The organism is Tepidiforma flava (genome assembly GCF_027594505.1).
Taxonomy (GTDB): domain Bacteria; phylum Chloroflexota; class Dehalococcoidia; order Tepidiformales; family Tepidiformaceae; genus Tepidiforma; species Tepidiforma flava.
In genome coordinates this window covers 704,783-729,595 of the sequence record NZ_CP115149.1, presented here as the reverse complement: position 1 = coordinate 729,595, position 24,813 = coordinate 704,783, and the positions used below count along the sequence as shown (strand labels likewise).

22 protein-coding genes and 5 pseudogenes are annotated in these 24,813 nt (G+C 70.9%); 14 read left to right on the top strand and 13 right to left on the bottom strand.

The annotated features are described in order from the left end of the window. The first annotated feature begins 1,863 nt into the window (after positions 1–1,863). Positions 1,864–2,604, top strand: a complete 741-nt coding sequence (locus tag O0235_RS04505) for an aldehyde dehydrogenase family protein (protein WP_270057341.1) — start codon at positions 1,864–1,866, stop codon at positions 2,602–2,604. Between the two features lie 6 nt (positions 2,605–2,610). On the opposite strand, the gene O0235_RS04500 is transcribed toward O0235_RS04505, so the two are convergent. The 3 genes from O0235_RS04500 to O0235_RS04490 form a co-directional block, all read right to left on the bottom strand. After that, positions 2,611–2,835, bottom strand: a complete 225-nt coding sequence (locus tag O0235_RS04500) for a hypothetical protein (RefSeq protein ID WP_270057340.1) — start codon at positions 2,833–2,835, stop codon at positions 2,611–2,613. 105 nt (positions 2,836–2,940) lie between these two features. Beyond that, complete coding sequence (locus O0235_RS04495) at positions 2,941–3,069, bottom strand: hypothetical protein (RefSeq protein ID WP_270057339.1); 129 nt, start codon at positions 3,067–3,069, stop codon at positions 2,941–2,943. A gap of 19 nt (positions 3,070–3,088) precedes the next feature. After that, the gene (locus tag O0235_RS04490; RefSeq protein ID WP_270057338.1) at positions 3,089–3,430 is read right to left on the bottom strand and encodes a P-loop nucleotide/nucleoside kinase family protein; all 342 of its coding nucleotides are present in this window, start codon (positions 3,428–3,430) and stop codon (positions 3,089–3,091) included. Between the two features lie 123 nt (positions 3,431–3,553). Here O0235_RS04490 and rpsO (O0235_RS04485) point away from each other — a divergent pair. Both rpsO (O0235_RS04485) and O0235_RS15660 read left to right on the top strand, forming a co-directional pair. Then, a pseudogene (gene rpsO, locus O0235_RS04485) lies at positions 3,554–3,784 on the top strand (30S ribosomal protein S15); the annotation flags it as partial. Positions 3,785–3,958: 174 nt separating this feature from the next. Continuing rightward, positions 3,959–6,197, top strand: a pseudogene (locus tag O0235_RS15660) (polyribonucleotide nucleotidyltransferase); the annotation flags it as partial. 27 nt (positions 6,198–6,224) lie between these two features. On the opposite strand, the pseudogene O0235_RS15655 reads toward O0235_RS15660, so the two are convergent. After that, positions 6,225–6,341 (bottom strand): annotated as a pseudogene (locus tag O0235_RS15655) (P-loop nucleotide/nucleoside kinase family protein); the annotation flags it as partial. A 58-nt stretch (positions 6,342–6,399) separates the two neighbouring features. Here O0235_RS15655 and rpsO (O0235_RS04460) point away from each other — a divergent pair. Next, positions 6,400–6,666, top strand: a complete 267-nt coding sequence (gene rpsO, locus O0235_RS04460) for a 30S ribosomal protein S15 (protein ID WP_270057333.1) — start codon at positions 6,400–6,402, stop codon at positions 6,664–6,666. A 153-nt stretch (positions 6,667–6,819) separates the two neighbouring features. Next, positions 6,820–9,011, top strand: a pseudogene (locus tag O0235_RS15650) (polyribonucleotide nucleotidyltransferase); the annotation flags it as partial. A 274-nt stretch (positions 9,012–9,285) separates the two neighbouring features. Here O0235_RS15650 and O0235_RS04445 read toward each other — a convergent pair. Next, positions 9,286–10,530 carry an LLM class flavin-dependent oxidoreductase gene (locus tag O0235_RS04445; protein ID WP_270057332.1) on the bottom strand — a complete coding sequence of 415 codons (1,245 nt, stop codon included), beginning with the start codon at positions 10,528–10,530 and terminating at the stop codon, positions 9,286–9,288. Positions 10,531–10,671: 141 nt separating this feature from the next. Here O0235_RS04445 and O0235_RS04440 point away from each other — a divergent pair, with 141 nt between their 5' ends. Beyond that, on the top strand, positions 10,672–11,154 hold the full coding sequence (locus tag O0235_RS04440; protein ID WP_270057331.1) for a DUF1003 domain-containing protein: 483 nt from the start codon (positions 10,672–10,674) through the stop codon (positions 11,152–11,154). Here O0235_RS04440 and O0235_RS04435 read toward each other — a convergent pair. The 3 genes from O0235_RS04435 to O0235_RS04425 form a co-directional block, all read right to left on the bottom strand. Further along, the gene (locus O0235_RS04435; RefSeq protein WP_270057330.1) at positions 11,151–12,065 is read right to left on the bottom strand and encodes an acyl-CoA thioesterase; all 915 of its coding nucleotides are present in this window, start codon (positions 12,063–12,065) and stop codon (positions 11,151–11,153) included. The two genes, O0235_RS04440 and O0235_RS04435, sit on opposite strands and share 4 nt — an antisense overlap. Before the next feature lie 69 nt (positions 12,066–12,134). After that, a complete protein-coding gene (locus O0235_RS04430) occupies positions 12,135–12,359 on the bottom strand; it encodes a DUF2277 domain-containing protein (RefSeq protein ID WP_270057329.1) in 225 nt (74 codons plus the stop codon). A gap of 29 nt (positions 12,360–12,388) precedes the next feature. Continuing rightward, entirely contained in the window at positions 12,389–13,579 is a 1,191-nt protein-coding gene (locus O0235_RS04425) for an acyl-CoA dehydrogenase family protein (protein WP_270057328.1), read from the bottom strand. A gap of 79 nt (positions 13,580–13,658) precedes the next feature. On the opposite strand from O0235_RS04425, the gene O0235_RS04420 reads away from it, so the two are divergent. The 3 genes from O0235_RS04420 to O0235_RS04410 all read left to right on the top strand — a co-directional run bounded on the left by O0235_RS04420 (position 13,659) and on the right by O0235_RS04410 (position 16,397). Next, the gene (locus tag O0235_RS04420; protein WP_270057327.1) at positions 13,659–14,648 is read left to right on the top strand and encodes a sensor domain-containing diguanylate cyclase; all 990 of its coding nucleotides are present in this window, start codon (positions 13,659–13,661) and stop codon (positions 14,646–14,648) included. After that, positions 14,645–15,604 carry an HDOD domain-containing protein gene (locus O0235_RS04415; RefSeq protein ID WP_270057326.1) on the top strand — a complete coding sequence of 320 codons (960 nt, stop codon included), beginning with the start codon at positions 14,645–14,647 and terminating at the stop codon, positions 15,602–15,604. Before O0235_RS04420 ends, O0235_RS04415 begins: the two co-directional genes overlap by 4 nt. 61 nt (positions 15,605–15,665) lie before the next feature. Then, on the top strand, positions 15,666–16,397 hold the full coding sequence (locus O0235_RS04410) for a diguanylate cyclase domain-containing protein (protein WP_270057325.1): 732 nt from the start codon (positions 15,666–15,668) through the stop codon (positions 16,395–16,397). Between the two features lie 16 nt (positions 16,398–16,413). Here the strand turns inward: O0235_RS04410 and pyk are convergent, their stop codons facing one another. Beyond that, entirely contained in the window at positions 16,414–17,859 is a 1,446-nt protein-coding gene (pyk, locus tag O0235_RS04405) for a pyruvate kinase (RefSeq protein ID WP_270057324.1), read from the bottom strand. Between the two features lie 55 nt (positions 17,860–17,914). Here pyk and O0235_RS04400 point away from each other — a divergent pair, with 55 nt between their 5' ends. Then, a complete protein-coding gene (locus O0235_RS04400; RefSeq protein WP_270057323.1) occupies positions 17,915–18,394 on the top strand; it encodes a hypothetical protein in 480 nt (159 codons plus the stop codon). Further along, positions 18,391–18,930: an FKBP-type peptidyl-prolyl cis-trans isomerase gene (locus O0235_RS04395; RefSeq protein WP_270057322.1), complete on the top strand. Its 540-nt coding sequence runs from the start codon at positions 18,391–18,393 to the stop codon at positions 18,928–18,930. Before O0235_RS04400 ends, O0235_RS04395 begins: the two co-directional genes overlap by 4 nt. On the opposite strand, the gene O0235_RS04390 is transcribed toward O0235_RS04395, so the two are convergent. Together O0235_RS04390 and O0235_RS04385 are read right to left on the bottom strand one after the other, a co-directional pair. Continuing rightward, the gene (locus O0235_RS04390) at positions 18,927–20,237 is read right to left on the bottom strand and encodes a CaiB/BaiF CoA transferase family protein (RefSeq protein ID WP_270057321.1); all 1,311 of its coding nucleotides are present in this window, start codon (positions 20,235–20,237) and stop codon (positions 18,927–18,929) included. The two genes, O0235_RS04395 and O0235_RS04390, sit on opposite strands and share 4 nt — an antisense overlap. A 21-nt stretch (positions 20,238–20,258) precedes the next feature. Then, positions 20,259–20,540: an acyl-CoA dehydrogenase family protein gene (locus tag O0235_RS04385; protein WP_373324373.1), complete on the bottom strand. Its 282-nt coding sequence runs from the start codon at positions 20,538–20,540 to the stop codon at positions 20,259–20,261. Positions 20,541–20,569: 29 nt separating this feature from the next. Between O0235_RS04385 and O0235_RS04380 the strand changes: the two genes are divergently transcribed. Next, a complete protein-coding gene (locus O0235_RS04380) occupies positions 20,570–20,884 on the top strand; it encodes a hypothetical protein (RefSeq protein ID WP_270057320.1) in 315 nt (104 codons plus the stop codon). Here the strand turns inward: O0235_RS04380 and O0235_RS15645 are convergent. Continuing rightward, positions 20,845–21,399 (bottom strand): annotated as a pseudogene (locus O0235_RS15645) (acyl-CoA dehydrogenase family protein); the annotation flags it as partial. The gene O0235_RS04380 and the pseudogene O0235_RS15645 sit on opposite strands and share 40 nt — an antisense overlap. A gap of 62 nt (positions 21,400–21,461) precedes the next feature. Continuing rightward, positions 21,462–22,544, bottom strand: coding sequence for a phosphotransferase family protein (locus O0235_RS04370; RefSeq protein WP_270057318.1), 1,083 nt, complete (start codon positions 22,542–22,544; stop codon positions 21,462–21,464). A gap of 110 nt (positions 22,545–22,654) precedes the next feature. On the opposite strand from O0235_RS04370, the gene O0235_RS04365 reads away from it, so the two are divergent. Together O0235_RS04365 and O0235_RS04360 are read left to right on the top strand one after the other, a co-directional pair. Next, positions 22,655–23,686, top strand: coding sequence for a glutamyl-tRNA reductase (locus O0235_RS04365; RefSeq protein ID WP_270057317.1), 1,032 nt, complete (start codon positions 22,655–22,657; stop codon positions 23,684–23,686). Then, positions 23,683–24,813, top strand: coding sequence for a hypothetical protein (locus O0235_RS04360; protein ID WP_270057316.1), 1,131 nt, complete (start codon positions 23,683–23,685; stop codon positions 24,811–24,813). The genes O0235_RS04365 and O0235_RS04360 overlap by 4 nt, the downstream gene beginning before the upstream one ends.

Sequence of the window (24,813 nt, the reverse complement as noted above, 5' to 3'; positions counted from 1 at the left end):
SKWMRCSYYYGRYSRYSGCSRMMMYRKCTCGMYCKYCKYTGCMAGKWMKCGTCWRAKMKSYSRMMKRKKCKRTYSKYKWYYSMKRMSCMKRCWSRYYKYYCSAATTKYWYRGCSGYMRKCCRGRRKMRWKSKRSMWKRCCYSGSGGCMRGGAAKTGSKRKTGSRRYMWACMYGAMCKKTSCWCSMKSWSSGAGSYCSRKRWYRCKKKYMGGRSWGWWYRYCRSARTCRGCKWYYKCKWGGGYGTWAMCGSMSYKRMMSRMCSRRSYGTGRWGGATAGCRWMRKYMRMCKGMRCGWSGAMGKYRYSGAGTYSKAMGMSSTSRTYTKGSGSKRGTGAYTAYGKKSMKCMYGMMSRSMRYKMCTWSSWCWTCKRMGGAASGTCGRGWSAGKSGSTKKMYSYSCRMTTSSRKKCARSSMSRSYRRRAGKTGCKGSYRWRWWCWMSSRSWKMMKYWWKTCRYSSKCGRSRSYRSTYWKSKWYKGGACGGCCAKCGSARRMKCATTWTYRMGYWCWWKMMGGMTGASRKKGKRMRYKWWSKYGGRAKMGRKRKSSSSKRAYASKTSRKRSCATSCAGKTGSYKKYSAWTSRMWKSSYKKSRKSMSKSGSMGKMRKYKYMKGCRYCMTYRRKCKTSGYTAYMKSMRSKRMKYYGSMKMKSCYSYTSYCKCYKSRKGCMKMKKSYGSRSSRGRSSYMWWGKSCWCYWYGKCRMCRGYRKSSCSRMMWKMSMRSWMKSGGTTGGWYTSGSRKSKCWSRGYSTSSMGKYKGKMRRRMSSSCRWKYKGGRSYKYYKKRSYKYWSGCSMTGCYWKKMSKRCYRSKWGSKGSRSGSCWRGYYGYKRKTYWKWGRYRRMKWKTSMWSCSMTASRYGTCGSCTGCKWYRGKARGACGTSMGGGCCKMWSSSRRSSMSGWMYWYCGTCCGCSCMGMSSYCSWRSYSMYRMKRSSRKWRKSGRMCRWYRWMKKSKSATRKYCYMYYKYYGGCWKWMCCCSRMTCCYCCSGMKAKSMWYSSSGMRRMWYWWTRYYCCTGGASCCSSYMSCRYSMSGKCSRTMSMCGRWSRCSCCGGCRYCKSMAMMKRSAWKCRRTYCRYSGRKRRYKMMTGRYKCGMWSCCGKSMRCGGCGCGWCYTYSRCYCSCWYSMKSMMCTRCTGRCGKYKSMGKSKKYGKCGYSYRCYSMRMYSGMRKYMYCSRMGWWSSYMMSSGCGSSWTMCKMGYYSMKCGCCGCGSCTWCGWKGWRMYYWSCKRGSSSAMMKMSSYSGYSSMCSWSSKSSYSSSCWTCCKKCSSRRRSCMGYSSRSCKCSWYRSYGRGCSGSYCSMCGMMKTSKYCAMKKSCRTCRMCSYSRAKGTCGGMWRGYCGAAGWSGRTGGCMCTCGCCGMWSYCRKKRCCMMCGWCGRKSKMYTCCAGCTSKYCKCSGCCRWGKSSCKMARCCYRMAAKGMRRGTSRYKSWSCSMGSMWWYSCSSGMKKCYRTCGSSAKYGKCRWMMMCSRSCSSGYMKKSRTCSTYSGCWKSMWCWSYCSYYKKMMYTKCSYKSKYYTGMYSATSYYCKKSRRSWKYGGYYCSKSYWKSSYCSMSRGCYSCWYGMKGRKCKCMRMSSCSTCSCMSWAYMCYYSSSKCMRSMSMCWSWKSCKYGMMSSMYTSSTCGYCKMMGCCGGCMWYYSYMRYRRCGTYYYCMAYGYYGYYWSCCATCTMSSKRGMSCKCCACAACGGCGCCCTCGTCGGCCAGCACGATCGCCGCCTCCGAACTCGTCGATAAGCGTCGCCTTCACCGGCTCCACCGCCAGCGGCAAAGCCGTCATGCGCGCCGCCGCCAACAACGTGAATGAAGGTCTCGCTCGAGCTCGGCGGCAAGTCGCCCAACATCGTCTTCCCCGATGCCGCCGATCGATGCGGCCGTCGCCGGCGCCTTCTTCGGCATCTACCTCAACAGCGGCCAGGTCTGCCAGGCCGGCTCCCGCCTCCTCGTCTCCAACCGCATCAAAGACGAATTCGTCGGCAAGCTCACCGCCCTCAGCCAGACCCTCAAGCTCGGCGACCCCTTCGACCCCGCGACCACCATGGGGCCCGTCATCAACGAATCCCAGCTCGCGAAGATCGAGAGCTACCTCGAACGCGGCAAGCAAGAGGCGAAGCTCCTCACCGGTGGCTCCCGCGCCGCCGAGCCCGGCCTCGAAAAGGGCCTCTTCGTGAAGCCCACCATCTTCGACGAGGTTTCGAACCAGGCGACCATCGCGCGCGAGGAAATCTTCGGGCCCGTCCTCTCCGTCCTCTCCTTCGACGATATCGACGACGTCATCCGCACCGCGAACGACACCATGTACGGCCTCGCCGCCGCCGTCTGGACGAAGGACATCAACGTCGCCCTCAAGGTGGCGAAGGGCCTTCGCGCCGGCACCGTCTGGGTGAACGCCTACCACAGCACCGGCCTCTACAACATGCCCTACGGCGGCTACAAGCAGAGCGGCCTCGGCCGGGAGCTGGGCGACCTCGGCCTCGAGGAGTACATGGAGACCAAATCGATCCAGATCAAGCTGCCAGTAGGCCCAGCGCCGCCGCATTCCGCCATACCCCGGCCCGCGGCAGCCCGCCGCGGGCCGGTTCGCCTGTGCAGCTGACCCCTGTCAGTTGATCGACGCGAACACCCGCAGGGGCGGCACCGGCGCATAGATTTCGAACCGCAGCTCGGCCAGCCGGTCCGCCCACTGCTCGAGCGTCCCCCGGGCGTAGGCCGCCTCCGCGCTCTGGAGCGCCTGTCCCACCGCCTCGCCGTCGCGCAGGACGTAGACGGCCAGCACCTCGCCGCAGGGGGTGAGCGCCGCCCGCACCGCGACCACCCCACGGCACAACCCGCGTATCCCGCATGTGCACCTCCCGCACCCAGCGGAAGAACACCTCCGCCTGGCCGGCGAGCGGCCGCGCCCGCATCACCATCACCGGCCGCGCCGGCCCGCTCACCGCAGCCGCTCCACCAGCCGCGCGACCAGCGCGACCGTCGGCTCGAGATCGAACCGGGTATCGACCACGACCGCCGGCACCTCGAACGGTTCGGCCCGGCCCAGCATCCGCTCGAACACCTCCACCCCGGCCTGCGAATACCCCTCACGTGGCGCGCGCGAGCCGCCGGCGCACCACCTCCTCCGGCGCCGTCACCCGCACCGCGACCACGCCGCCTGCCCGCTCCCCCAGCCGGAGGAACCGCCGCCGGTCCCGCCGCGCCAGGTTCGTCGCGTCCACCACCACCACCTTCCCCTCCCCCAGGGCATCGGCCGCCAGCGCCTCCGCCCGCGCGAAGACCGCGCCATGCTCCGCCGGGGTGTAGGAGGGTTCCGGGAAGAGCTGCCGCCGGATGGCGTCGCTCTCCACGTGGACGGCGCCCAGGCGCTCGCAGAGCCGGCCCGCCAGCGTCGTCTTGCCGCTCCCCGGCACGCCGGAGAGCAGCATCGAGCACGCCTTCGCCGTTCCCCGGATTGCCGCTAACCATGCCCATATGCTAGCGTGAAGGCGTAGAGACGACAGGAAAAGGAAGACAGAGAACAAGGTTGCTGACGAAAGAGCGCAAGACCGATAGGCCTCCTCATCAAGGAGTTCGGCACCCACCCGTCCGATACCGGGTCCCCGGAAGTGCAGGTCGCCATCCTGACCGAGCGGATCAAGTACCTGACCGAGCACCTCAAGGCCCACAAGCACGACTACCACACCCGTCGCGGGCTCCTCAAGCTCGTCGGGCAGCGTCGCCGCCAGCTCCGTTACCTGAACAGCCGCGACGTCAACCGCTACCGCGAACTGATCGCCCGCCGTCGGCCTGCCGCAAATAGCGGAGGCTTTTTCGCTTCCCGCGGGGTCCGCAACCGCCCCGCTGCCGCCTTCCTCACCTGCGTCCCGCCATCGCGGCACCGCCGCGCAACGGGCACCGTGGCCCACTCCCACGGCCACTCCAGCAGCTGAGATGAAGCACACGACGTGACCACCATGAACGACCCGCGCACCTACGAAATCGAAATCGGCGGCAAAACCCTCACCATCCAGCACGGCATCCTCGCCCAGCAGGCCAACGGCGCCGTCACCGTCCGTCTCGGCGATACCGTCGTCCTCGTCACCGTCTGCATGGCCGACGCCCGCGAAGGCGTCGACTTTTTCCCCCTGACGGTCGACTACGAAGAGCGCCTCTACGCCGTCGGCAAGATCGGCCCGGCGGCTTCGCCCCGTCCGCGAAGGCCGCGCCTCCACCGAGGCCATCCTCGCCATGCGGCTCACCGACCGTCCCCTCCGCCCGCTCTTCCCCAAGGGCTTCCGCAACGAAGTCCAGGTCATCGCCACCACCCTCTCTGCCGATCCGCGAGCACCAGCCCGATACCCTCATCGAGACCATCGGCGCCGTCCGCTGCCCTCGGCATCAGCGATATCCCCTTCAACGGCCCCGTCTCCTCCGTCCGCGTCACCCGGCTCGACGGCGAGTACATCGTGAACCCCACCTTCGATGAGACCGAGCGCGGCGACCTCGATCATCGTCGTCGCCGGCACGAAGGACGCCGTCGTCATGGTCGAAGCCGGCGCCGTAAGCAGCGTGTCCGAAGAGGTCGTCCTCGTAGGCCATCGAAGTCGCCATGGAGGCGAACCGGAAGATCATCGCCCTCCAGGAGCAGATCGCCAGCGGACGTCGCGCCCGTCAAGAAGCCCTACACCCCGGCGAAAGAGAACGAAGACGCCATCGCCGTCATCAGCGAGTACCTGAAGGACCGCATCCCCGAACTCGTCGCCACCGCCGCCTCCGAGCGCTCCGACGCGAACAAAGCCGTCCGCCAGGAGCTGCAGGAGCAGTTCCGGCGACCGCTTCTCCATCCGCCGACATCGCTGATGCCCTCTGGAACATCATCAAGAAGGCGATGCGGAAGCAGATCCTCGAGCAGGGCATCCGCGCCGACGGCCGCGGCATCAAGGACATCCGCCCCCTCGATATCCACGTCGGCGTCCTCCCGCGCACCCACGGCTCCGGGCTCTTCCAGCGCGGCCAGACGCAGGTGCTCACCATCGCCACGCTCGGACGGCCTCAGCATGGTGCAGAAGCTCGATACCCTCTCGCCCGACGAGTACAAGCGGTACATGCACCACTACAACTTCCCGCCCGTCCACTCCGTCGGCGAAGTCCGGCCCCTGCGCGGGGCCGGCCGCACCGCGAAATCGGCCACGTGCGCCCTCGCCGAGCGCGCGCTCGACACCGGTCATCCCCTCCGAGGAGGAGTTCCCCTACGCGCTCCGCCTCGTCAGCGAGGTGATGTCCTCCAACGGCTCCACCTCCATGGCGTCCGTCTGCGGCAGCACCCTCGCCCTCATGGATGCCGGCGTGCCGATCTCCGCCCCCGTCGCCGGCATCGCCATGGGCCTCATCATGGGCGACAACGGCGACTACCGCGTCCTCACCGACATCGCCGGCCAGGAAGACTTCATGGGCGACATGGACTTCAAGGGTTCGCCGGCACGGCGAAGGGCATCACCGCCCTCCAGATGGACATCAAGATCGGCGGCGTCTCCCGCGAACTCCTCGCCACCAGGCCCTCCAGCAGGCGCGCGAAGCCCGCGAGTACATCCTCCGAGCGCATGCTCGAGGTCATTCCCGAGCCGCGGCCCGAACCGTCTCGCCGTCACGCAGGCCGAAGATGTACAAGCTCAAGATTCCACAGGACATGATCGGCACGCTCATCGGCCCCGGCGGCAAGACCGTCCGCCGCATCCAGGACGAAGCCGGCGGCGCCACCATCGACATCCAGGAAGACGGCACCGTCATCGTCGGCTCTCCCAACGAGGAGGTCGCCCGCAAGGCCATCCGCATGATCGAAGGCCTCACCAAAGAGGTCCAGGTCGGCGAAATCTACACCGGCAAAGTCACCCGCCTGCTCAACTTCGGCGCCTTCGTCGAAATCCTCGGCCCGGCAAGGAAGGCGCTCGTCCACATCTCCCAGCTCGGCGCCGACCACGTCCGCAACGTCGAAGACGAAGTCAAAGTCGGCGACGAAGTGCACCGTCATGGTCTCCGAGATCGACAACCTCGGCCGCATCAACACTCTCCCGCCGCGCCGTCCTCCTCGGCGAATCGCCCGAGCAGGCGGCCGCGGCGGCCCGCGACGGCGCCCGCGACCGCGGCCGCCCGCGGCGGCTCCGGCGCGAAGACCGCGCCATGCTCCGCCGGGGTGTAGGAGGGTTCCGGGAAGAGCTGCCGCCGGATGGCGTCGCTCTCCACGTGGACGGCGCCCAGGCGCTCGCAGAGCCGGCCCGCCAGCGTCGTCTTGCCGCTCCCCGGCACGCCGGAGAGCAGCACGAGCACGCCTTCGCCGTTCCCCGGATTGCCGCTAACCATGCCCATATGCTAGCGTGAAGGCGTAGAGACGACAGGAAAAGGAAGACAGAGAACAAGGTTGCTGACGAAAGAGCGCAAGACCGACCTCATCAAGGAGTTCGGCACCCACCCGTCCGATACCGGGTCCCCGGAAGTGCAGGTCGCCATCCTGACCGAGCGGATCAAGTACCTGACCGAGCACCTCAAGGCCCACAAGCACGACTACCACACCCGTCGCGGGCTCCTCAAGCTCGTCGGGCAGCGTCGCCGCCAGCTCCGTTACCTGAACAGCCGCGACGTCAACCGCTACCGCGAACTGATCGCCCGCCTCGGCCTCCGCAAATAGCGGAGGCTTTTCGCTTCCCGCGGGGTCCGCAACCGCCCCGCTGCCGCCTTCCTCACCTGCGTCCCGCCATCGCGGCACCGCCGCGCAACGGGCACCGTGGCCCACTCCCACGGCCACTCCAGCAGCTGAGATGAAGCACACGACGTGACCACCATGAACGACCCGCGCACCTACGAAATCGAAATCGGCGGCAAAACCCTCACCATCCAGCACGGCATCCTCGCCCAGCAGGCCAACGGCGCCGTCACCGTCCGTCTCGGCGATACCGTCGTCCTCGTCACCGTCTGCATGGCCGACGCCCGCGAAGGCGTCGACTTTTTCCCCTGACGGTCGACTACGAAGAGCGCCTCTACGCCGTCGGCAAGATCCCCGGCGGCTTCCCCCGCCGCGAAGGCCGCGCCTCCACCGAGGCCATCCTCGCCATGCGGCTCACCGACCGTCCCCTCCGCCCGCTCTTCCCCAAGGGCTTCCGCAACGAAGTCCAGGTCATCGCCACCACCCTCTCTGCCGACCGCGAGCACCAGCCCGATACCCTCATCACCATCGGCGCCTCCGCTGCCCTCGGCATCAGCGATATCCCCTTCAACGGCCCCGTCTCCTCCGTCCGCGTCACCCGGCTCGACGGCGAGTACATCGTGAACCCCACCTTCGATGAGACCGAGCGCGGCGACCTCGACATCGTCGTCGCCGGCACGAAGGACGCCGTCGTCATGGTCGAAGCCGGCGCCAAGCAGGTGTCCGAAGAGGTCGTCCTCGAGGCCATCGAAGTCGCCATGGAGGCGAACCGGAAGATCATCGCCCTCCAGGAGCAGATCGCCGCGGACGTCGCGCCCGTCAAGAAGCCCTACACCCCGGCGAAAGAGAACGAAGACGCCATCGCCGTCATCAGCGAGTACCTGAAGGACCGCATCCCCGAACTCGTCGCCACCGCCGCCTCCGAGCGCTCCGACGCGAACAAAGCCGTCCGCCAGGAGCTGCAGGAGCAGTTCGGCGACCGCTTCTCCTCCGCCGACATCGCTGATGCCCTCTGGAACATCATCAAGAAGGCGATGCGGAAGCAGATCCTCGAGCAGGGCATCCGCGCCGACGGCCGCGGCATCAAGGACATCCGCCCCCTCGATATCCACGTCGGCGTCCTCCCGCGCACCCACGGCTCCGGGCTCTTCCAGCGCGGCCAGACGCAGGTGCTCACCATCGCCACGCTCGGCGGCCTCAGCATGGTGCAGAAGCTCGATACCCTCTCGCCCGACGAGTACAAGCGGTACATGCACCACTACAACTTCCCGCCGTACTCCGTCGGCGAAGTCCGGCCCCTGCGCGGGGCCGGCCGCCGCGAAATCGGCCACGGCGCCCTCGCCGAGCGCGCTCGAACCGGTCATCCCCTCCGAGGAGGAGTTCCCCTACGCGCTCCGCCTCGTCAGCGAGGTGATGTCCTCCAACGGCTCCACCTCCATGGCGTCCGTCTGCGGCAGCACCCTCGCCCTCATGGATGCCGGCGTGCCGATCTCCGCCCCCGTCGCCGGCATCGCCATGGGCCTCATCATGGGCGACAACGGCGACTACCGCGTCCTCACCGACATCGCCGGCCAGGAAGACTTCATGGGCGACATGGACTTCAAGGTCGCCGGCACGGCGAAGGGCATCACCGCCCTCCAGATGGACATCAAGATCGGCGGCGTCTCCCGCGAACTCCTCGCCACCGCCCTCCAGCAGGCGCGCGAAGCCCGCGAGTACATCCTCCAGCGCATGCTCGAGGTCATTCCCGAGCCGCGGCCCGAACTCTCGCCGCACGCGCCGAAGATGTACAAGCTCAAGATTCCACAGGACATGATCGGCACGCTCATCGGCCCCGGCGGCAAGACCGTCCGCCGCATCCAGGACGAAGCCGGCGGCGCCGCCATCGACATCCAGGAAGACGGCACCGTCATCGTCGGCTCTCCCAACGAGGAGGTCGCCCGCAAGGCCATCCGCATGATCGAAGGCCTCACCAAAGAGGTCCAGGTCGGCGAAATCTACACCGGCAAAGTCACCCGCCTGCTCAACTTCGGCGCCTTCGTCGAAATCCTCCCCGGCAAGGAAGGCCTCGTCCACATCTCCCAGCTCGGCGCCGACCACGTCCGCAACGTCGAAGACGAAGTCAAAGTCGGCGACGAAGTGACCGTCATGGTCTCCGAGATCGACAACCTCGGCCGCATCAACCTCTCCCGCCGCGCCGTCCTCCTCGGCGAATCGCCCGAGCAGGCGGCCGCGGCGGCCCGCGACGGCGCCCGCGACCGCGGCCCCCGCGGCGGCTCCGGCGGCGGCCCCGGCCGCCCCTCCGACCGCGGCGACCGCGACCGCGGCGGCCGGCCCGGCGCCGGCGGACCCCAGCGCTCCAGCCAGCCCCAGCCCGCGCGGCCCGCGCCCGCCAGCCCCGGCCCCGTCGGCGGCGCCACCCGCGGCTGGGTGCGCCGCTCCCCCGGCCCCGAAGGCGCCCCGCCGCCCCCGCGCCGCGACTTCGGCGGCGGCATGGACGACGATTAGCCGGCAGCGCAGCCCGAAGCCGCGCCGTCGGCCCAGCGACGACAGGCAGGGCCGCCCACCCGGGCGGCCCTGCATCGTTCTGTTCGGTTCCGCCGGCTACACGCGCACCGGCTCCGGCCACTCCGCCGGCTTCGCCCGCTGCTCCTCCGGCAGCGGCTTGATCCACCAGCGGTCCTCGTACTCGCTCCAGAGATGCCGGAGCTTCGGCATCACCTTCTCCGCGAAGAGCTTGGTGTTGTACATCACCTTCTCCCGCGGCATGTTCCCGATCTGCATCAGGCACATCAGGTGGCCCACCCTCAGCCCCTTGATGACCTCCTCCATCTGCTGCGCGACGCTCTCCGGGCTCCCGGCCACCACGTAGCCCTGCTTCACGAAGTCCGCCCACCGGAGCCCCGACCGCTGCGCGCTCGCCTGCGCGCCCACCTGCGCCGTGATGCCCGCCTTCACGGTCCGCAGCGTGCGGTAGCCCGGCGCATCGGCGAAGCCGCCGTAGACGTGCAGGCAGCGGTTGTAGAAGTAGTCCACGTGCTCGCTGTACAGCCGCTCCGCTTCCGCGTCGCTCTCCGCCACGCAGACGAGCTGCAGGAACCCGGCCCGGTAGGGGTTGAACTCCGCCCCCAGCTCATCCACCCGCGCCCAGTACTGGTCCATCACCCCTTTGCCGCGCAGGTAGCCGAAGTAGGAGAGGTAGCAGTAGACGTAATCCTTCTCGGTCGTCCAGTCCCACGTCTCGAGCGAGCCGCCGCCCGGGATCCAGATCGGCGGGTGCGGCTGCTGCAGCGGCCGCGGCCACGGGTTCACGTACCGCACCTGGTTGTACTTCCCGTTGAAGTGGAACGTCTCCTTGTTCGTCCACGCCTCGAGGATGAAGTCGTGGTTCTCGTAGTACCGCTCCCGCAGCGTCGCCGGCGTCATCCCGTAGGCGAAGTTCGTATCCATGCTCGTCCCCACGGGGAAGCCCGCCACCAGCCGGCCGCCCGAGATGCAGTCGAGCATCGCGAACTCTTCCGCCACCCGCAGCGGCGGGTTGTAGAGCGCGATCGAATTCCCCAGCACCACGAGCCCCGCCCGCGACGTCCGCCGCGCCAGCGCCGCAGCGATGAGGTTCGGGCTCGGCATCAGCCCGTAGGCGTTCGAATGGTGCTCATTGCAGCAGATCCCGTCGAAGCCGCACCGCTCCGCGTACTCCAGCTCATCGAGGTATTCGTTGTACACGCGGTGCCCCTTCACCGGGTCGAAGAGCGAATACGGCACATCCACCCAGACGCTCCGGTAGCGCTCCTTGAAGTCGTCCGGCAGGTACGGGTACGGCATCAGGTGGAACCAGTGGAACTTCACGCTGCTCCCTCCCCGGGGCGCACCCGCGCCCCAGCGCGTCGTGTCCATTGCATACGCCCGCGCAATACCCGCGTCAAGCCGCGTTGCTCGAATCGCGCGCCGGCGTACCGTCATCGCACACCCTCCCGGAGGAGAACCGCCATGTACGAAAAGGTCGGCGTCGACCGCATCGCGAACCTCGTGGAGCGCCACGCCCGGCCCGGGCTGCCCATCCACCCCCAGCAGGTCCTTGCCGCCGCCCGGCGCGAGGAGGCAGCCGCCCGCCGCGCCAACGGCTGGCTCGCCGACCACGTCGTCGCCGTCGCCGGCACCATGGCCTTCTTCCACTTCCTCTGGCTGCTGATCGCCGGCTGGGCCCTCTGGCAGACCGGCTTCCTCCACAACCGCGGCTTCGACCCCTACCCCTACAGCTTCCTCTTCTTCATCCTCGGCGGCATCATGCAGTCCCTCTTCGTGCCGACCATGCTCACCGCATCGAACCGCGCCGCCGAGCGCGACCGCATCAAAGACGAAGCCGACCACCGCGCGTGGTCGCACCTCTACGAGGTGAACGACGCCCAGCTCGAACTCCTGCGCTCGCTGGCCGCGCGGCTCGAAGCGCTCGAACAGCGCAAGAACGATTAGCCCTCCGGCGCCGCGCCCCCGCGCGGCTGCGGCGCCCGGAACAGCCCCTCCTGCGCCACCGTCGCGATGCGCGTACCCGAGCGGTCGTACATGCCGGCGAGCATGATTGCGCGGGCCGCGTGCGCCGCCGGGCTCTCGCTCACGTACAGCACCCAGTCATCGAACCGCGGCGGCCGGTGGAACCACATCGCGTGGTCGAGGCTCGCCGAGCCGCCGCCCGGCGCCCAGAGCCCGTAGTGGTGCGCCACCGTCGCCACCAGCCCGCTGTCGCTGAAGTACGCCAGCGCCGCCGCATGCAGCACCGGGTCCTCCGGCAGCGGCTCGACCATCCGCCCCCACACCGCGCGGGCCGGCAGCCGCCCTGTCCCGTCGTCCGCCCGCGTCGGCTCCGCCGCCGAGCGCAGGTCGATCGGCCGGCCCAGCCGGCTCCGCATCCGCTCCGCCATTTCCGGCGGCAGGTTCGCCATCCGCGGCAGCGCGATGGTCGTCCACCAGGGCGGGCAGCTTTCGGGGTCCGGCGCCGGCGGCATCGGCGCCTGGTGCGAAATGCCCTCTTCCGGCGCGGCGAAGCTCACCGAGGCCTCGAAAATCGTGTGCCCGGCCTGCACCGCCGTCACCCGCCGCGTGAGGAAGTTTCGCCCCTCGCGGATGCGCTCCACAGTGTAGTCGATGGGGTCCTGCGGCTTGCCGGCCCGCAGGAAATATGCGTGGAGCGAATGGATGGCCCCGAACGACGCCGTCCGCCCGGCCGCCACGATCGCCTGCGCGAGCACCAGCCCGCCGAACAGCCGCCCCTCCTCCTGCCCCGGCTGGCCGCGGAACCGGTCGTAGTCCGCCGGCTCCAGCGTCACCTGCCGCAAAAACTCCCGGATGCCCGGCCCGCCGCCGGGCTCGCCCTGCGCCTCGGTCATGTCTGCACACCCTTCGCCGGGGCGCCGCGCCCTGCGCCCGCCCCGCAGCTGAACTTCGTACGTCCAAGCCTACCCCGGCTGCGGCTCCCCGTCTGCCCGGTCTGCGACCGCCGCGAGGAGCCGCTCCGTCGCCGCCGCCACCTCCGCGACCGCCCGCTCGAACGCCGCCGCATTCCGCCGTGACGGCTGGCGGTAGCCGCTCACCTTCCGCACGTACTGCAGCGCGGCCGCCCGCACCTCCTCCGCCGTCGCCGGCGGCACCTGCCCGCGCAGCGTCTTGATGCTCCGGCACATGCGCCCACCCCCTTCCGCGCCGCCCGGCCCTAGGCCCGCGGCAGGCCCAGCCCGCGCGTGGCGATGATGTTCCGCTGCACTTCGCTCGTGCCGCCGCCGATGGTCGCCGCCACGGAGTGCAGCTGAAACCGCCCGATACGGCCCATCAGCAGCTCCCACCGCGACGCCCCGCGCGACGTCACCTGGGCCCGCAGCCCCGCCATCCGGTACAGGGCTGCCGCCATCCGCTGCTCCACCTCGCTCGCGTACAGCTTCACGATGCTCGCCTCATAGTTCGGCTGCACGCCGCGCGCCTGCATCGAAACGACCCGCAGGCTCAGGTTCCGCGCCACTTCGATTTCGATGGCCAGGTCTGCCAGCCGGTGCCGCGCCCACGGCAGGTTCGCCAGCCCTTCCGCCTTCGCACAGGCGATCGCCTCCTCCAGGATTGCCCGGTACTCCACGCACAGGTCCACCAGGCTCCGCTCGAAGTCCAGCGTCGTCGCCGCCACGTACCAGCCCCGGTTCTCCTCCCCCACCATGTTCCGCGCCGGTACCCGCACGTTTTCGAAGAACACCTGGTTGAAGCCGCTGTTCCCCACCATGTTGATGATTGGCGAGAGCGAAATCCCCGGGCTCTTCATGTCGACCAGGAAGTACGAGAGCCCCTTGTGCTTCGGGGCCGCAGGGTCCGTCCGCGCCAGCAGGATCATCCAGTCGGCGATGTGCGCCCCGCTCGTCCAGATCTTCTGGCCATTCACGACATAATCGTCACCGTCCCGGACCGCCCGGGTTTGCACGCTGGCGAGGTCGGAGCCCGCGCCCGGCTCGCTGAAGCCCTGGCACCACCGCTCCTTCCCCGAGAGGATCGGCTCGATGAACCGCTCCTTCATCCACTCCTCGCCGTACTGCATCAGGGTCGGCGCCACCCAGCCGATGCCCACGCCGCCGAAGCGCGGCGCCCGGGCGCGGGCCATCTCCTCCTTCAGGATGAACTGCTGCATCACCGGCAGCTCGGCGCCGCCGTACTTCTTCGGCCAGGCCGGGGCGACCCAGCCGCGCGACTGCAGCCGGCGCCGCCACTCCGCCAGCGCCTCCTTGTCCCGCTCGTGGCCGCTCGAAAGCTGGCCCCATTCACCTTCGCCCGCGTCGCCTTTCAGCGCATCCGGCAGGTTCGCCGCAATCCAGGCGCGCACCTCGGCGCGGAAGGCCGCCTCCTCCGGGGAGTCGCGAAAATCCATGCGGCGCAGGATACCGCCGCCCGCGCTCCCGATCATGCGCGCCTGAACGAACCGCGCACCCCTGCCGATACCTCCACTGATGGGACGTTCGAACGCCGCGCTCGCCCGCCGTGCCGACTTCCTCGCGGTCCTCGCCGACCCGGACCTGCTCCAGCTCATGCTCGTCGCCTGCCCCGATGCCGTCGTCGTCACCTCCCCCGAGGAGCGCATCGCGCTCTACACCGGCGCCTCGGAAGCGCTCTTCGGGTTCGCGCCGATCGAAGTCCTCGGCCGCCGCGCCGGTCTCCTCTTCCCCGACCGCGACGCCTGGCGCGAACTCCAGGAGACCCTCGCGCGCGACGGCTACGTCCGCACCTTCGAGCTCGCCGCCCGCCGCAAGGACGGCCCGAACCTCGTCGCCGCCGTCTCCGCGGCCCGCGTCGCGAACCGCTTCGGTGAACGGCTCGGCACCGTCTACTACATCCGCGACCACTCCGCCGTCCGCGAAATCGAAGACGCCCTCCGCCGCAACAACGCCCAGCTCAGCACGCTCGTCGCCCGGCTCGACCACCTCGCGCGGCACGACCCCCTCACCCGCCTCCTCAACCGCGCCGCCGCCTACGAAGCCGCCGAGAACGTCCTCCTGGCCTTCCCCGTCGGCGAAGCCCGCCTCGGCGTCGCCATCTTCGACCTCGACCGCTTCAAGGCCATCAACGACTCCTACGGCCACCTCGCCGGCGATACCGTCCTCGAAGCGTTCGGCACCATCCTCCGCCAGCAGGCCCGCCACGGCGACGTCATCGCCCGCTTCGGCGGCGAAGAGTTCGTCGCCTTCCTCCCCGGCGCCGGGCTCGACGAGGCCGCCCGCTTCGCCGAGCGCATCCGCGAAGCCGTCCAGCTCCGCCCCGTCGCCATCGACGACACCATCACCGTCACCGTCACGGTCAGCGCGGGGGTATCCGCCATCCCGGATTGTGCCGAAAACCTCGAAGAAGCCGTCCGTCTCGCCGATGAGCGCCTCTACGAGGCCAAGCGCGGCGGGCGGAACCGCGTCGTCGCCGACTCCTGCCAGCAGAGGAACGCCGCATGACCGCCGACCCCACCGCGGATTCCCCGTACTTCCGCAACCGCCTGCGCACCATTGTGCAGGCCACCACCGACCTCGCCCCGCTCAAGGCCGTCGCCACCAAGGCCATCCAGCTCGCCGAGGACGAGCGCTCCGCGGCCATGGACCTCGCCACCGTCATCAGCTCGGACCAGGCGCTCACGGCCCGCCTCCTCAAGCTCTCCAACTCCGCCTACTACGGCTACGCCCGCCGCATCTCCAACGTCCGCGAAGCCGTCATCCTCCTCGGCATGCGGACCGTGCGCTCCGTTGCCATCTCCACCGCCATCATCGATGCCCTCCGCATCCCCCAGCTCGAGGACACCCGCTTCGACCAGGACCTCTTCTGGGCCCACTCCGTCACCGTCGGCATCATCGCCGAGGTCATCGCCCGCGAAACGCGCGTCGCCCGCCCGGAAGACGCCTTCACCGCCGGCGTCCTCCACGATATCGGCAAGCTCGCCATGATCCTCGCCGACCCGGCCGCGTTCGCCGAGGTCATCGACCTCGTCGAAACCGAGCACATGCGCTACCGCGACGCGGAGTTTGCCGTCTTCGGCTTCGGCCACGAACTCGTCGGCGCCCGCCTCGCCGCCCGCTGGAAGTTCCCCGAGCCGCTCGTCTCCGCCATCCAGGCCCACCACCAGCCCGTCGCCGCCATCGAATCGATGGCCGACATCGTCGCCTCGGCGAACCTCATCGCAAACCGCGAAGGCCTCGCCGCCGGCTTCGACTACACCCGCGACCCCGAGCGGCGCCCCGCCGCCGCCGTGCCGCCCGCCTGCGACCTCGCCATCGGGAAGGTCCACGGCGGCATCGCGACCCTCGAAGAGAAGGCCCGCGCCTTCCTCACCCACGTCACCTCCCGCGCGCCGCGCTGGTATCAGCCCCACCACGGCGAGGAGGCCGAACCCGCCGCCGAGGAAACCCCCGCAGCCTGATGAACCGCCCCCGGCCGGTCGAATTCTCCTGTGAGGACCGCGTATGAATTCGGCGCCTACCATGCCGGCCAACCCCGACGAGGAACCCGAGGCCCCCCAGCGCCACCTGCTCCGCATGGCCGCGCTCGCCGGCTGGGGCATCGTCCTCGCCGTCCAGGTCGGCCAGTACCTCCACCGGCCCACGACGGCGAACCTCATCGTCACGATCGGCCTCGCCACCCTCTTCGGCCTCTTCATCGCCCACGCCCTCTTCATGCGCGTCGTCCAGAAGCGCCACTGGCACCGCGTCGCCGCCCGCCTCCAGGGCGCGGCCTACCTCTCCGAATTCCACAACCTCCCCAACCGCAACTACGTCCTCGCCGAACTCCGCCGCGAGATGCCGCGCGCCCGCGCCCTCCAGGCGCCCTTCGTCCTCATCCAGCTCTCCATCGAAAACATCGCCGAAATCCGCGAGCGCCGCGGCGACGATTTCGCCAACCGCGCCCTCAACGCCCTCGCCGACGTCCTCAAGCGGCTCACCCGCTCCTCCGACTTCCTCGCCCACCTCGGCGGCGCGAAGTTCTGCGTCATGCTCGTCGAATGCACCCTCGAGCAATCGTTCATCTACCTGAAGCGCGTCCCCGGCACCATCTCCGTCTCCGACGGCCACAACGTCCTCGACGTGCCGGTCACCGCCCGCGTCCTCCAGTACGACCTCGAAGCGCTCTACGCGACCGACGTCCTCCGCGACCTCGAAGAGACGCGCCCCCTCCGCCGCCGCGAACCGCCGCGGCCGGATTCCCTCGCTGCCTGAACCCCCCGCGGCCCCGCTACCACTGGTAGGTCGCCGCGTCGCCCACCCGGTGCAGCTTCAGGAAGTTCGTCGTGCCCTGCGCCCGGACCGGCAGGCTCGCCACCACGACCACCTCATCGCCGGCCTCGACGAATCCGCCGTCCACCAGCGCCCGGTCCAGCTCCCGGAGCAGCTCATCCGTCGTGAGCACCGCCGCGCTGAGCACCGGCACCACCCCCCGCGCCAGCGCCAGCCGCCGGTACACCGCCTCCGTATGCGTTACCCCGAAAATCGGGGCCTCGGGGTGCACCTTGCTCATCAGCAGCGCCGAATAGCCGCTCCGCGTGAAGCAGGCGATGCCCCGCATGTTCGGGTCCGACTCCACGATGCGCCGCGCCGCCAGCGCGATGACGTACGAGTGGTCGTCCTGCTCATCGGTTCCCCGTGCCTCCGGCGCCGGCCCCTGCACCGCCTCCGCCCGCCGGAGGATCCGGTCCATCATCGCCACCGCCTCGACCGGGTACTGCCCGATCGCCGTCTCCCCGCTCAGCATCACCGCGTCCGAAAACTCCCACGCCGCGTTCGCCACGTCCGAGGCCTCGGCGCGCGTCGGCCGCGGCGAACTCACCATCGATTCCAGCATCTGCGTCGCCGTGATGACCGGCACCATCTCCCGCGCCGCCGCCGCGATGATCCGCCGCTGCCAGACCGGCACCTCTTCCGGCGGCAGCTCGACCCCGAGGTCGCCCCGCGCCACCATCAGCCCGTCCGCCTCTCCCGCGATCGCGTCGAGGTGCTCCACCGCCTGCTTCCGCTCGATCTTCGCCACGATCGGGATGTCGCCCCCCAGCGCCGCCACGGCCGCCCGCGCCGCCGCGATGTCTGCGGCGTCCCGCACGAAGCTCAGCGCCGCGTAGTCGACGCACTCGGCCACGGCCATCGCCAGCGCCTCCCGGTCCCGGTCCGTCAGCGCCGGCGCGGTGAGCGCCGTCTCGGGGAAGTGGACGCCCCGCCGCGGGGCGAGCAGCCCGCCCACGACGACCTCGCAGACCAGGTCGCTCCCCTCCCGCCGCAGCACCCGCAGTTCGACCTTCCCATCGTCGAGCAGCACCCGCTCGCCGGGCGCCACGTCCTCCAGCAGCCGGTCGTAGGCGATGTGCAGCCGCTCTTCCGTCCCGGGGACGGCCTCCGGCGTGAGCCGGACCGTCGCGCCGGGCCGCAGGTCTAGCGCCCGGTCGTACGCGTTGTCGCCGGTCCGGATCTTCGTCCCCGCGAGGTCGAGCAGTACGGCGACGGGCTTCCCTTCCGCCTTCGCTGCCTCGCGCACGAGCCGCACCGCCTCCCGGTGGCTTTCGAGCGTCCCGTGGCTGGTGTTCAGCCGCGCCACGTCCATCCCCGCCCGGATCATCGCACGGAGCGTCGCCGGCTCCAGCGAGGCCGGCCCGAGCGTCGCCACGATTTTCGTCCGCCGCATCGCTGCCATGCGTTCGACTATAGCAAGCCGCGGCCAGCGCCCCGGTGAACGGTACACTGCGGCCATGCCCCGCGAAGAACTGAAGGCGCGCGAGTTCCTCTTCCTCGCCGAGGAGCTCGCCCTCCGCGCGCTCCCGGCCGGCATCCCGCCGCCCCAGCGCAGGGTCATGTGGACCATCCTCCAGCTCTCGTGGGGCGCACCCCAGTTCCACGTCGAGCTCCAGCCGCAGCCGGCGCGCGCCATCGTCGAACTCGGCCTCCATTTCGAAGGCCCGCCCGAGGCGAACGACGCCCGCGCCGCCCTCGTCGCCGCCCACGCTGCCCCGCTGATGGCCGCGCTCGGCCCGGCGTGGGAGCTCGAGCACTGGACGCCCGCGTGGCGCCGCCTCCACCGCACGTTCCCGTTCGAACGCCTCACGCGGCCCCTCGCCGAGGCAGTCGCCGCCGAGATGGCGCGCGCAATCCCCCTCCTTTACCCCTTCTGTCTGCCCGAGCCGCAGCCCGCCTTATCCCTTAGCGCCGCCGCCGCTACCCTCGGCCCATGACCCGATTTGCACCTCTGCTGCTTGCTGCGCTCGCTGCCGGTTCACTCGCCGTCGCCGCTGCCTGCGGCGGCGACGATGACGACGCGCCGGCCTCGACGCCCTCCCCGGCCGGCACCGGCACCGCGGCCGCCAGCCCGGCCCCGGCGCGCACCCCCACGCCGGCCGCGAACGCCGCGGCTGGCCCCATCACCCTCGAGAACCCGACCGTCACCGCCTCCGGCCTCCGCTACGAAGACGTCGTCGCCGGCGATGGCCCGTCGCCCCAGCAGGGCCAGCGCGTGACCGTCCACTACACCGGCTACTTCACCGACGGCCGCAAGTTCGACAGCTCCATCGACCGCGGCCAGCCGTTCACCTTCGTCCTCGGTGTCGGGCAGGTCATCCGCGGCTGGGACGAAGGCGTCGCCACGATGAAGGTCGGCGGCAAGCGCCTCCTCTACATCCCGTCGAACCTCGCCTACGGCGCGCGCGGGCAGGGGCCCATCCCGCCAAACACCGACCTCATCTTCGAAGTCGAACTGCTCGATATCCGCTAATCCGGCCGGGCGCCCGCCCCGGGCGGCGTCCACGCGCGCACCACCCGCGCGGCGATGAGCTGCTCGATTTCGTCATCCGCGAAGCCGAGCTCGGCGAGCACCTCCCGCGTATGCTGCCCGAGCGCCGGCGAGGGCAGCCGCGTGCCCGTCTCGCCGCCGCTCATCCGCAGCGGCGAATTCGCCATCACGACCGGCCCGAGCACCGGGTGCTCGAACTCCCGCAGCAGCTCCATCGCCTGCACCTGCGGATCGTCGAACAGCTCCGCCGTGTACCGAACGGGCCCGCTCGGCACCCCCGCCGCGTCGAACGCCGCCACCCACTCATCCGTCGTCCGCGTGCTGAAGATCGCGGCGATGAGCTCGTTCAGCACGAGGTTTTCGTCCGGGGAGAGCGCCTCCGTGTCGAACTCGTCGCCCTCGACGCGCGGGTCCTCCACCCCGAGCACCCGCACCGCCGCCCGGCGCAGCCGGTTGTTCAGGCAGGCCAGCGCGATGTACGAATCCTTCGTCTCGTACACCTTGTAGTACGGGTTGTTCCGCCGGCCGGTCTCGTGGCGCGGGGGCACCTCCTTCAGCGCCTCCTCCACGCGGCGGCCTTCGGCCCGGGCGCGCGCCATCGCCGCCAGCAGCCGCTCCCGGTGCTCCCGGTCGAGCCGCTCGATGCTGAACATCGGCCGGTACTGCACGGCGATGCCCGCGGCGAAGAGGCTCGTCTCGATGAACTGGCCCCGGCCCGTCTTCTCCCGGTGGTAGAGCGCCGCCGCTGCCCCGTAGGCGAGGAACATCCCGGCGGCGAGGTCCGTCGGCGAAGTCGTGATGATCGGGTGCGGCAGCCCGCCCGCGCCTTCGAACGCCATGATGCCGGTCATCGCCTGCGACACGAGGTCGAAGCCCGGCCGCTCCCGGTACGGCCCCGCGCTCCCGAACGCCGTGTTCTGGCAGTAGATGAGCCGCGGGTTGATCGCCGAGAGCGTCGCGTAGTCCACCCCCAGCCGCTCCGCCACCCCGGGCCGGTAGTTCGCGAGCAGGATGTCGGCCGTCCGCACCAGCCGCTCGAAGACCGCCTTCCCCTCCGGCCGCTTCAGGTCGATGGAGATGCTCCGCTTCCCCTTGTTCACCCCCATGAAGCCGCGGCTCTCGCCGGGCGCGACCGGCGCCGTGTGCCGCCAGAAGTCGCCCAGCGGCGGCTCGACCTTGATGACGTCCGCCCCGAGGTCGGCCAGCATCTCGCCCGCCAGCGGCCCCGCGATGTACTCGCTCAGGTCGAGCACCCGCACGCCCTCGAACACCCCGCCGATCGTCTCCATGCCCGGCTGTCCTCCTGCCCGTCAGCCGCGCGGCAGCCCGAGGCCCCGCGTCGCGATGATGTTCCGGTTGATCTCCGAGGTGCCCGCCGCAATCGTCAAGGAGACGGTCTGCAGCACCGCCATCGGCACCTGCCCGCCGAGGGGCGCCCACGCGCCGTCCATCAGCTGGCCCCGCAGCCCGAGCGTCGCGTACGCCGTCCGCGCCATCCGCTGGTGGAGTTCCGTCCCGAACGTCTTCGCCATCGACGCCTCGTAGTTCGGCACGAGCCCCCGGCTCTGCATCCACGCCACCCGGTATGACATCAGCCGCCCGACACTGGAAGCCGAGCGCGATGTCCGCCAGCGCCAGCCGGACCGCCGGCCGGTCGTACAGCGTGCCGCCGCCCCCGTCCCGCGCCGGGGCGGCCTTCGCGTACGCCACCACCTCCTCGAACGTCCGCAGCCCGCCGATCACCCGCCCGATGCCGGAACGTTCGAAATCGAGCGTCGCCGTCGACACGTACCAGCCCCGGTTCACCTCGCCGACCACCATGTCCGCCGGCACCCGCACGTCGTCGAAAAACACTTCATTGAACCCGGCCTGCCCGGTCATCTGGACCAGCGGCCGCACGGTGATGCCCGGCAGCGTCATATCGACGAGGAAGTAGGTGATGCCGCGGTGCTTCGGCGCATCCGGGTCCGTCCGCGCGAGCAGGATCATGAAGTCGGCCCGCTGCGCATTCGAGGTCCAAATCTTCTGCCCGTTGATCACCCAGCTGTCGCCGTCCCGCACCGCCCGCGTCTGGAGCGACGCGAGGTCGGACCCTGAGCCCGGCTCGCTGAAGCCCTGGCACCAGGTCATCTCGTCCCGGGCGATGGCCGGCAGGAAGCGCGCCTTCTGCTCCTCCGTCCCGAAGAGGATGAGCGTCGGGCCCACCCGGTCGGCGCCCATCGTCTGGCCGGGGGCGCGGTGGTACGCCATCTCCTCGTTGTAGACCAGCTGGCGAAGGTGGGGCGCGCCCTGGCCGCCGTACTCCCGCGGCCACGACATCGTCAGCCAGCCTTTCGCCGCCAGCTTCTTCGTGAACGACTCGCCCGCGCGGGCCTTCGGCAGCTCCGCCCGGATGAAGGCGCGCACCTCCTGCCGGAACGCCTCGTCCTCGGCCGAAAAGCGGAACTCCATGGCGCGCCCCCTCGCCGCGTTTGCCGAACTCTACCGCGGCGCCGGCCCCGGCGGTAGCCGCCTCAGGCGGCACCCCGCAGCCGCGGGTCGGCCGCCCGGTCCGCCATCGCGAGCGCCTCCTCCACCAGCATCTCGGCCCGCTTGCCCATCCCTTCGAAGCCTTCGCCGACCGTCTCACCCTTCAGGTAGCGCGCGTGGATGCCCTCCACGATGACTGCCAGCTTGTAGGCGGCGAAGATCTCGTACCACTCGATCGCCGAGACGTCCCGGCCGCTCAGGCGGGCGTACATCTCGATCAGCTCCTGCCGGGTGTGGAAGCCGGGCTGCGCCGTCACCGCCGAGGCCGCCCGCGCCGCGAGGTACTCCTCCGAATCCCCGACCTGCCCCCAGTAGCCGAGGGTGTACCCAACGTCCGTCAGCGGGTCGCCCAGCGTCGCCATCTCCCAGTCCAGCACCGCGACCACGCGGCCCGGGTCCTCCCGGTCGAGCATCATGTTCCCCAGCCGGTAGTCGCCGTGGACGATGGTCGGCTTCGGCGAGACGGGGATGCTCGCCCGCAGCCGCCGGATCAGCTCGTCGATGGCCGGCAGCGGCCGGGTTTGCGACCGGGCCCACTGCTCGCTCCAGCGCCGCACCTGCCGCTCGAGATACCCCTCCGGCCGGCCGAAGTCCCCCAGCCCGACGGCCTCGTAGTCGATGGCGTGCAGCTGCACCAGCGTCTCGATCAGCGCCCGGCCGATCGCGTGCCGGCGCTCCGGCGTGTCCGCATACCCCTCCGGGATGCGGTCCGCGATGATCACCCCCTCGCGGTACTCCATCACGTAGAACGGGTAATCGTTCACCGCCGGGTCCTCGCAGAGCGCAATCGGCGGCGGCGCCGGGAAGCCTGCCCGCTGCATCCCCTGCAGCACCCGGAACTCGCGCGTCATGTCGTGCGCCGTCGGCAGCACGTGGCCCAGCGGCGGCCGCCGCAGCACCCACACCCGGCCGCCCCCCTCCACCCGGTACGTCAGGTTCGAACGCCCGCCGCTGATGAGCGTGAACCGCAGCGGCACGTCCCCGCCGGGGACGTGCTCGGCGAAAAACTTCGAGACCGCCTCGTAGCGGATCCCGGCCGGCACCCCGTTCGTCGTTTCGTTCGTCATCGAACCGGAAAGTATACGCCCCGGGCCCTTGCGCCGAAGCCCCGCGCCCACGAAGATGACAAAGCTCAAAATCTTCGTAGATCTGAAGCATGACGGATCATTTGGAAGATTTGGATCGTTTGACCGTCTGTTCGTGGGACACGGCCTCCTGCGGCGCCGCCGCCTTCATGGCCGCCCGCGACGCGGCCGCCGCCCACAACGCCGCGCGCATCCTCACCTGCCAGCGCATCGAAGCGGTCAGCCTCGCCCCGTGCCCCCTCGGCTGCCCTGTCCGCCGCTCCGGGCGGGAGGCCTTCCGCTACCTCGCCGCCCTCGCCGCCGGCCTCCACTCCATCGCCCTCGGCGAACGTGAAATCCTCGGCCAGGTCCGCGGCGCCGCCGATGACGCGCAGCCCCGGGTCGCGGCCATCCTCCACCGCGCCGTCGCCGCTGCCCGCGCCTTCCGCAAGCGCCACCCCGTCGACGCGGACGCCGGCACCCTGCTCCGCCTTGCCCTCCGCTGCCAGCCGACGCCGTCCAGCCTCCTCGTCGTCGGCTCCGGCCCCACGGCCGCCGCCGTCTGCCGCTCCGGCCGCGGACTCGGCATCCCCTCCATCACCGTCGCCTCCCGCGCGCGCCCGGCGTGGCTCCCCGGCCGCGCCGACGCCTGGCACCCCTTCGAGACGCTCGCGGCCCTCCCGGCGCATGGCCTCGCCGTCGTCGCCCTCGGCGGCGATGCCCCCGTCCTCGCGCCCCCGCAGCTCCCGGCGGCGGCCGTGCTCGACCTTTCGACGCCGCGCCGGACGGACCCCTGCGACCCGCGCGTCCGCACCCTCCGCGACCTCCGCGCGGAAGCCGGATTCGAAGGCCGCGCAGCCCTCTTCGCCGACCTCGACCGGGAGGTCGAGCGCGTCCTCGCCCACTGGGCGGAAGACGCCGCCTCGCCCGTCGGCCGATTCCGCCGCGCCGTCGAACTCCGCCGGCAGGCCGACCTCGAGCGGATCGCGCGCCGCCACCCCGAAATCCCCCGTCCCGTGCTCGAGACCATCACCCGCAGCCTCGTCGCCCACATCCTCCACGAGCCCTCGGAGCGGCTCCGCGCCCTCGACCCCGCGATCGCGCGCGCCGTCGCCGCCATCTTCGACGTTTCGGAGTCCGCATGACCGCAGCCGTCCTCAGCACCCGCCACCCCGAAACCGCCGCCATCCTCGCCGTCGCCGAGGACGGCCTCGCCGGCTTCCACGAGCGGCCCTTCGCCGCCATCGCGGAGCGCGCCGGCCTGCCCGAGCCGCTCGTCATCGACCGCATCCGCAGCCTCCTCGAAGCGGGCGTCGTCCGCCGCGTCCGCCAGACGCTGAACACCGGCAGCCTCGCCCGCGGCGCTCTCGTCGCCTGGAACGTGCCGAACGAGGCCCTCCACGCGGCCTTCGACACGCTCTTCCGCGGCGACCCGTTCTCCGGCCACGTCGTCATCCGCTCCACGGATTCGAACCTCCCGGGCGCTTCCTTCCGCCTCTGGACCACCGTCAAGGTGCCGCAGGGCTTCTCCCTCGAGCGGCACGTCGCCCTCATGGGCGGCGTCATCGGCGCCGCGGCCTGGCGGGTCATGCCGGCCCGCTGCCTCTTCGCCCTCGGCGTCGGCCACGTCCGCCGCCGCAGCCTCGAGCCCGGCGCCCGCGCCGACGCGCCCGCTGCGCCGCAGCACCCCGAACTCACCCGCCTCACCCCCTTCGAGTGGGAGGCGCTCGCCGCGCTCAAGGAGCCGCTCGAGCCCGCCGAGCTGGTCAGCGAGCCGTGGCGCGCCCGCGCCGGCCGCCTCGGCATCGACTACGCCCGCTTCCTCGACGCCGTCCGATCCTTCGAGGCGAAGGGGCTCATCGCCCGCTTCTCCACCTTCCTTGAACACGTGAAGGAGCTGCCCACCGGCGAGCGCGTCACCCGCTACAACGCCCTCTTCCACTGGGCGGTCGAGCCCGGCCGCGAACTCGAGGCCGGCGGCGAAGTCGGCCGCCACCACATCATCACCCACGCCTACTGGCGCGAAGCCGGCCCCGACTTCGGCAACGTCAACATCATGGCCGTCGCCCACGGCACCGAGAAGGAGGCGCTCCTCGCCCACAAGGCCGCCATCGATGCGCACCTCGCGGAGGCCGGCATCCCCGTCCGCTACACCACCCAGTTCTGGGGCGGCCGCTCCGAAATCAAACCCTCCGAAATCCTGCCATCCGCCTACGAAGCCTTCTGCCGCCAGCGCGGCATCGACCCCGACACCATGCGCGAGGAGCCCTGA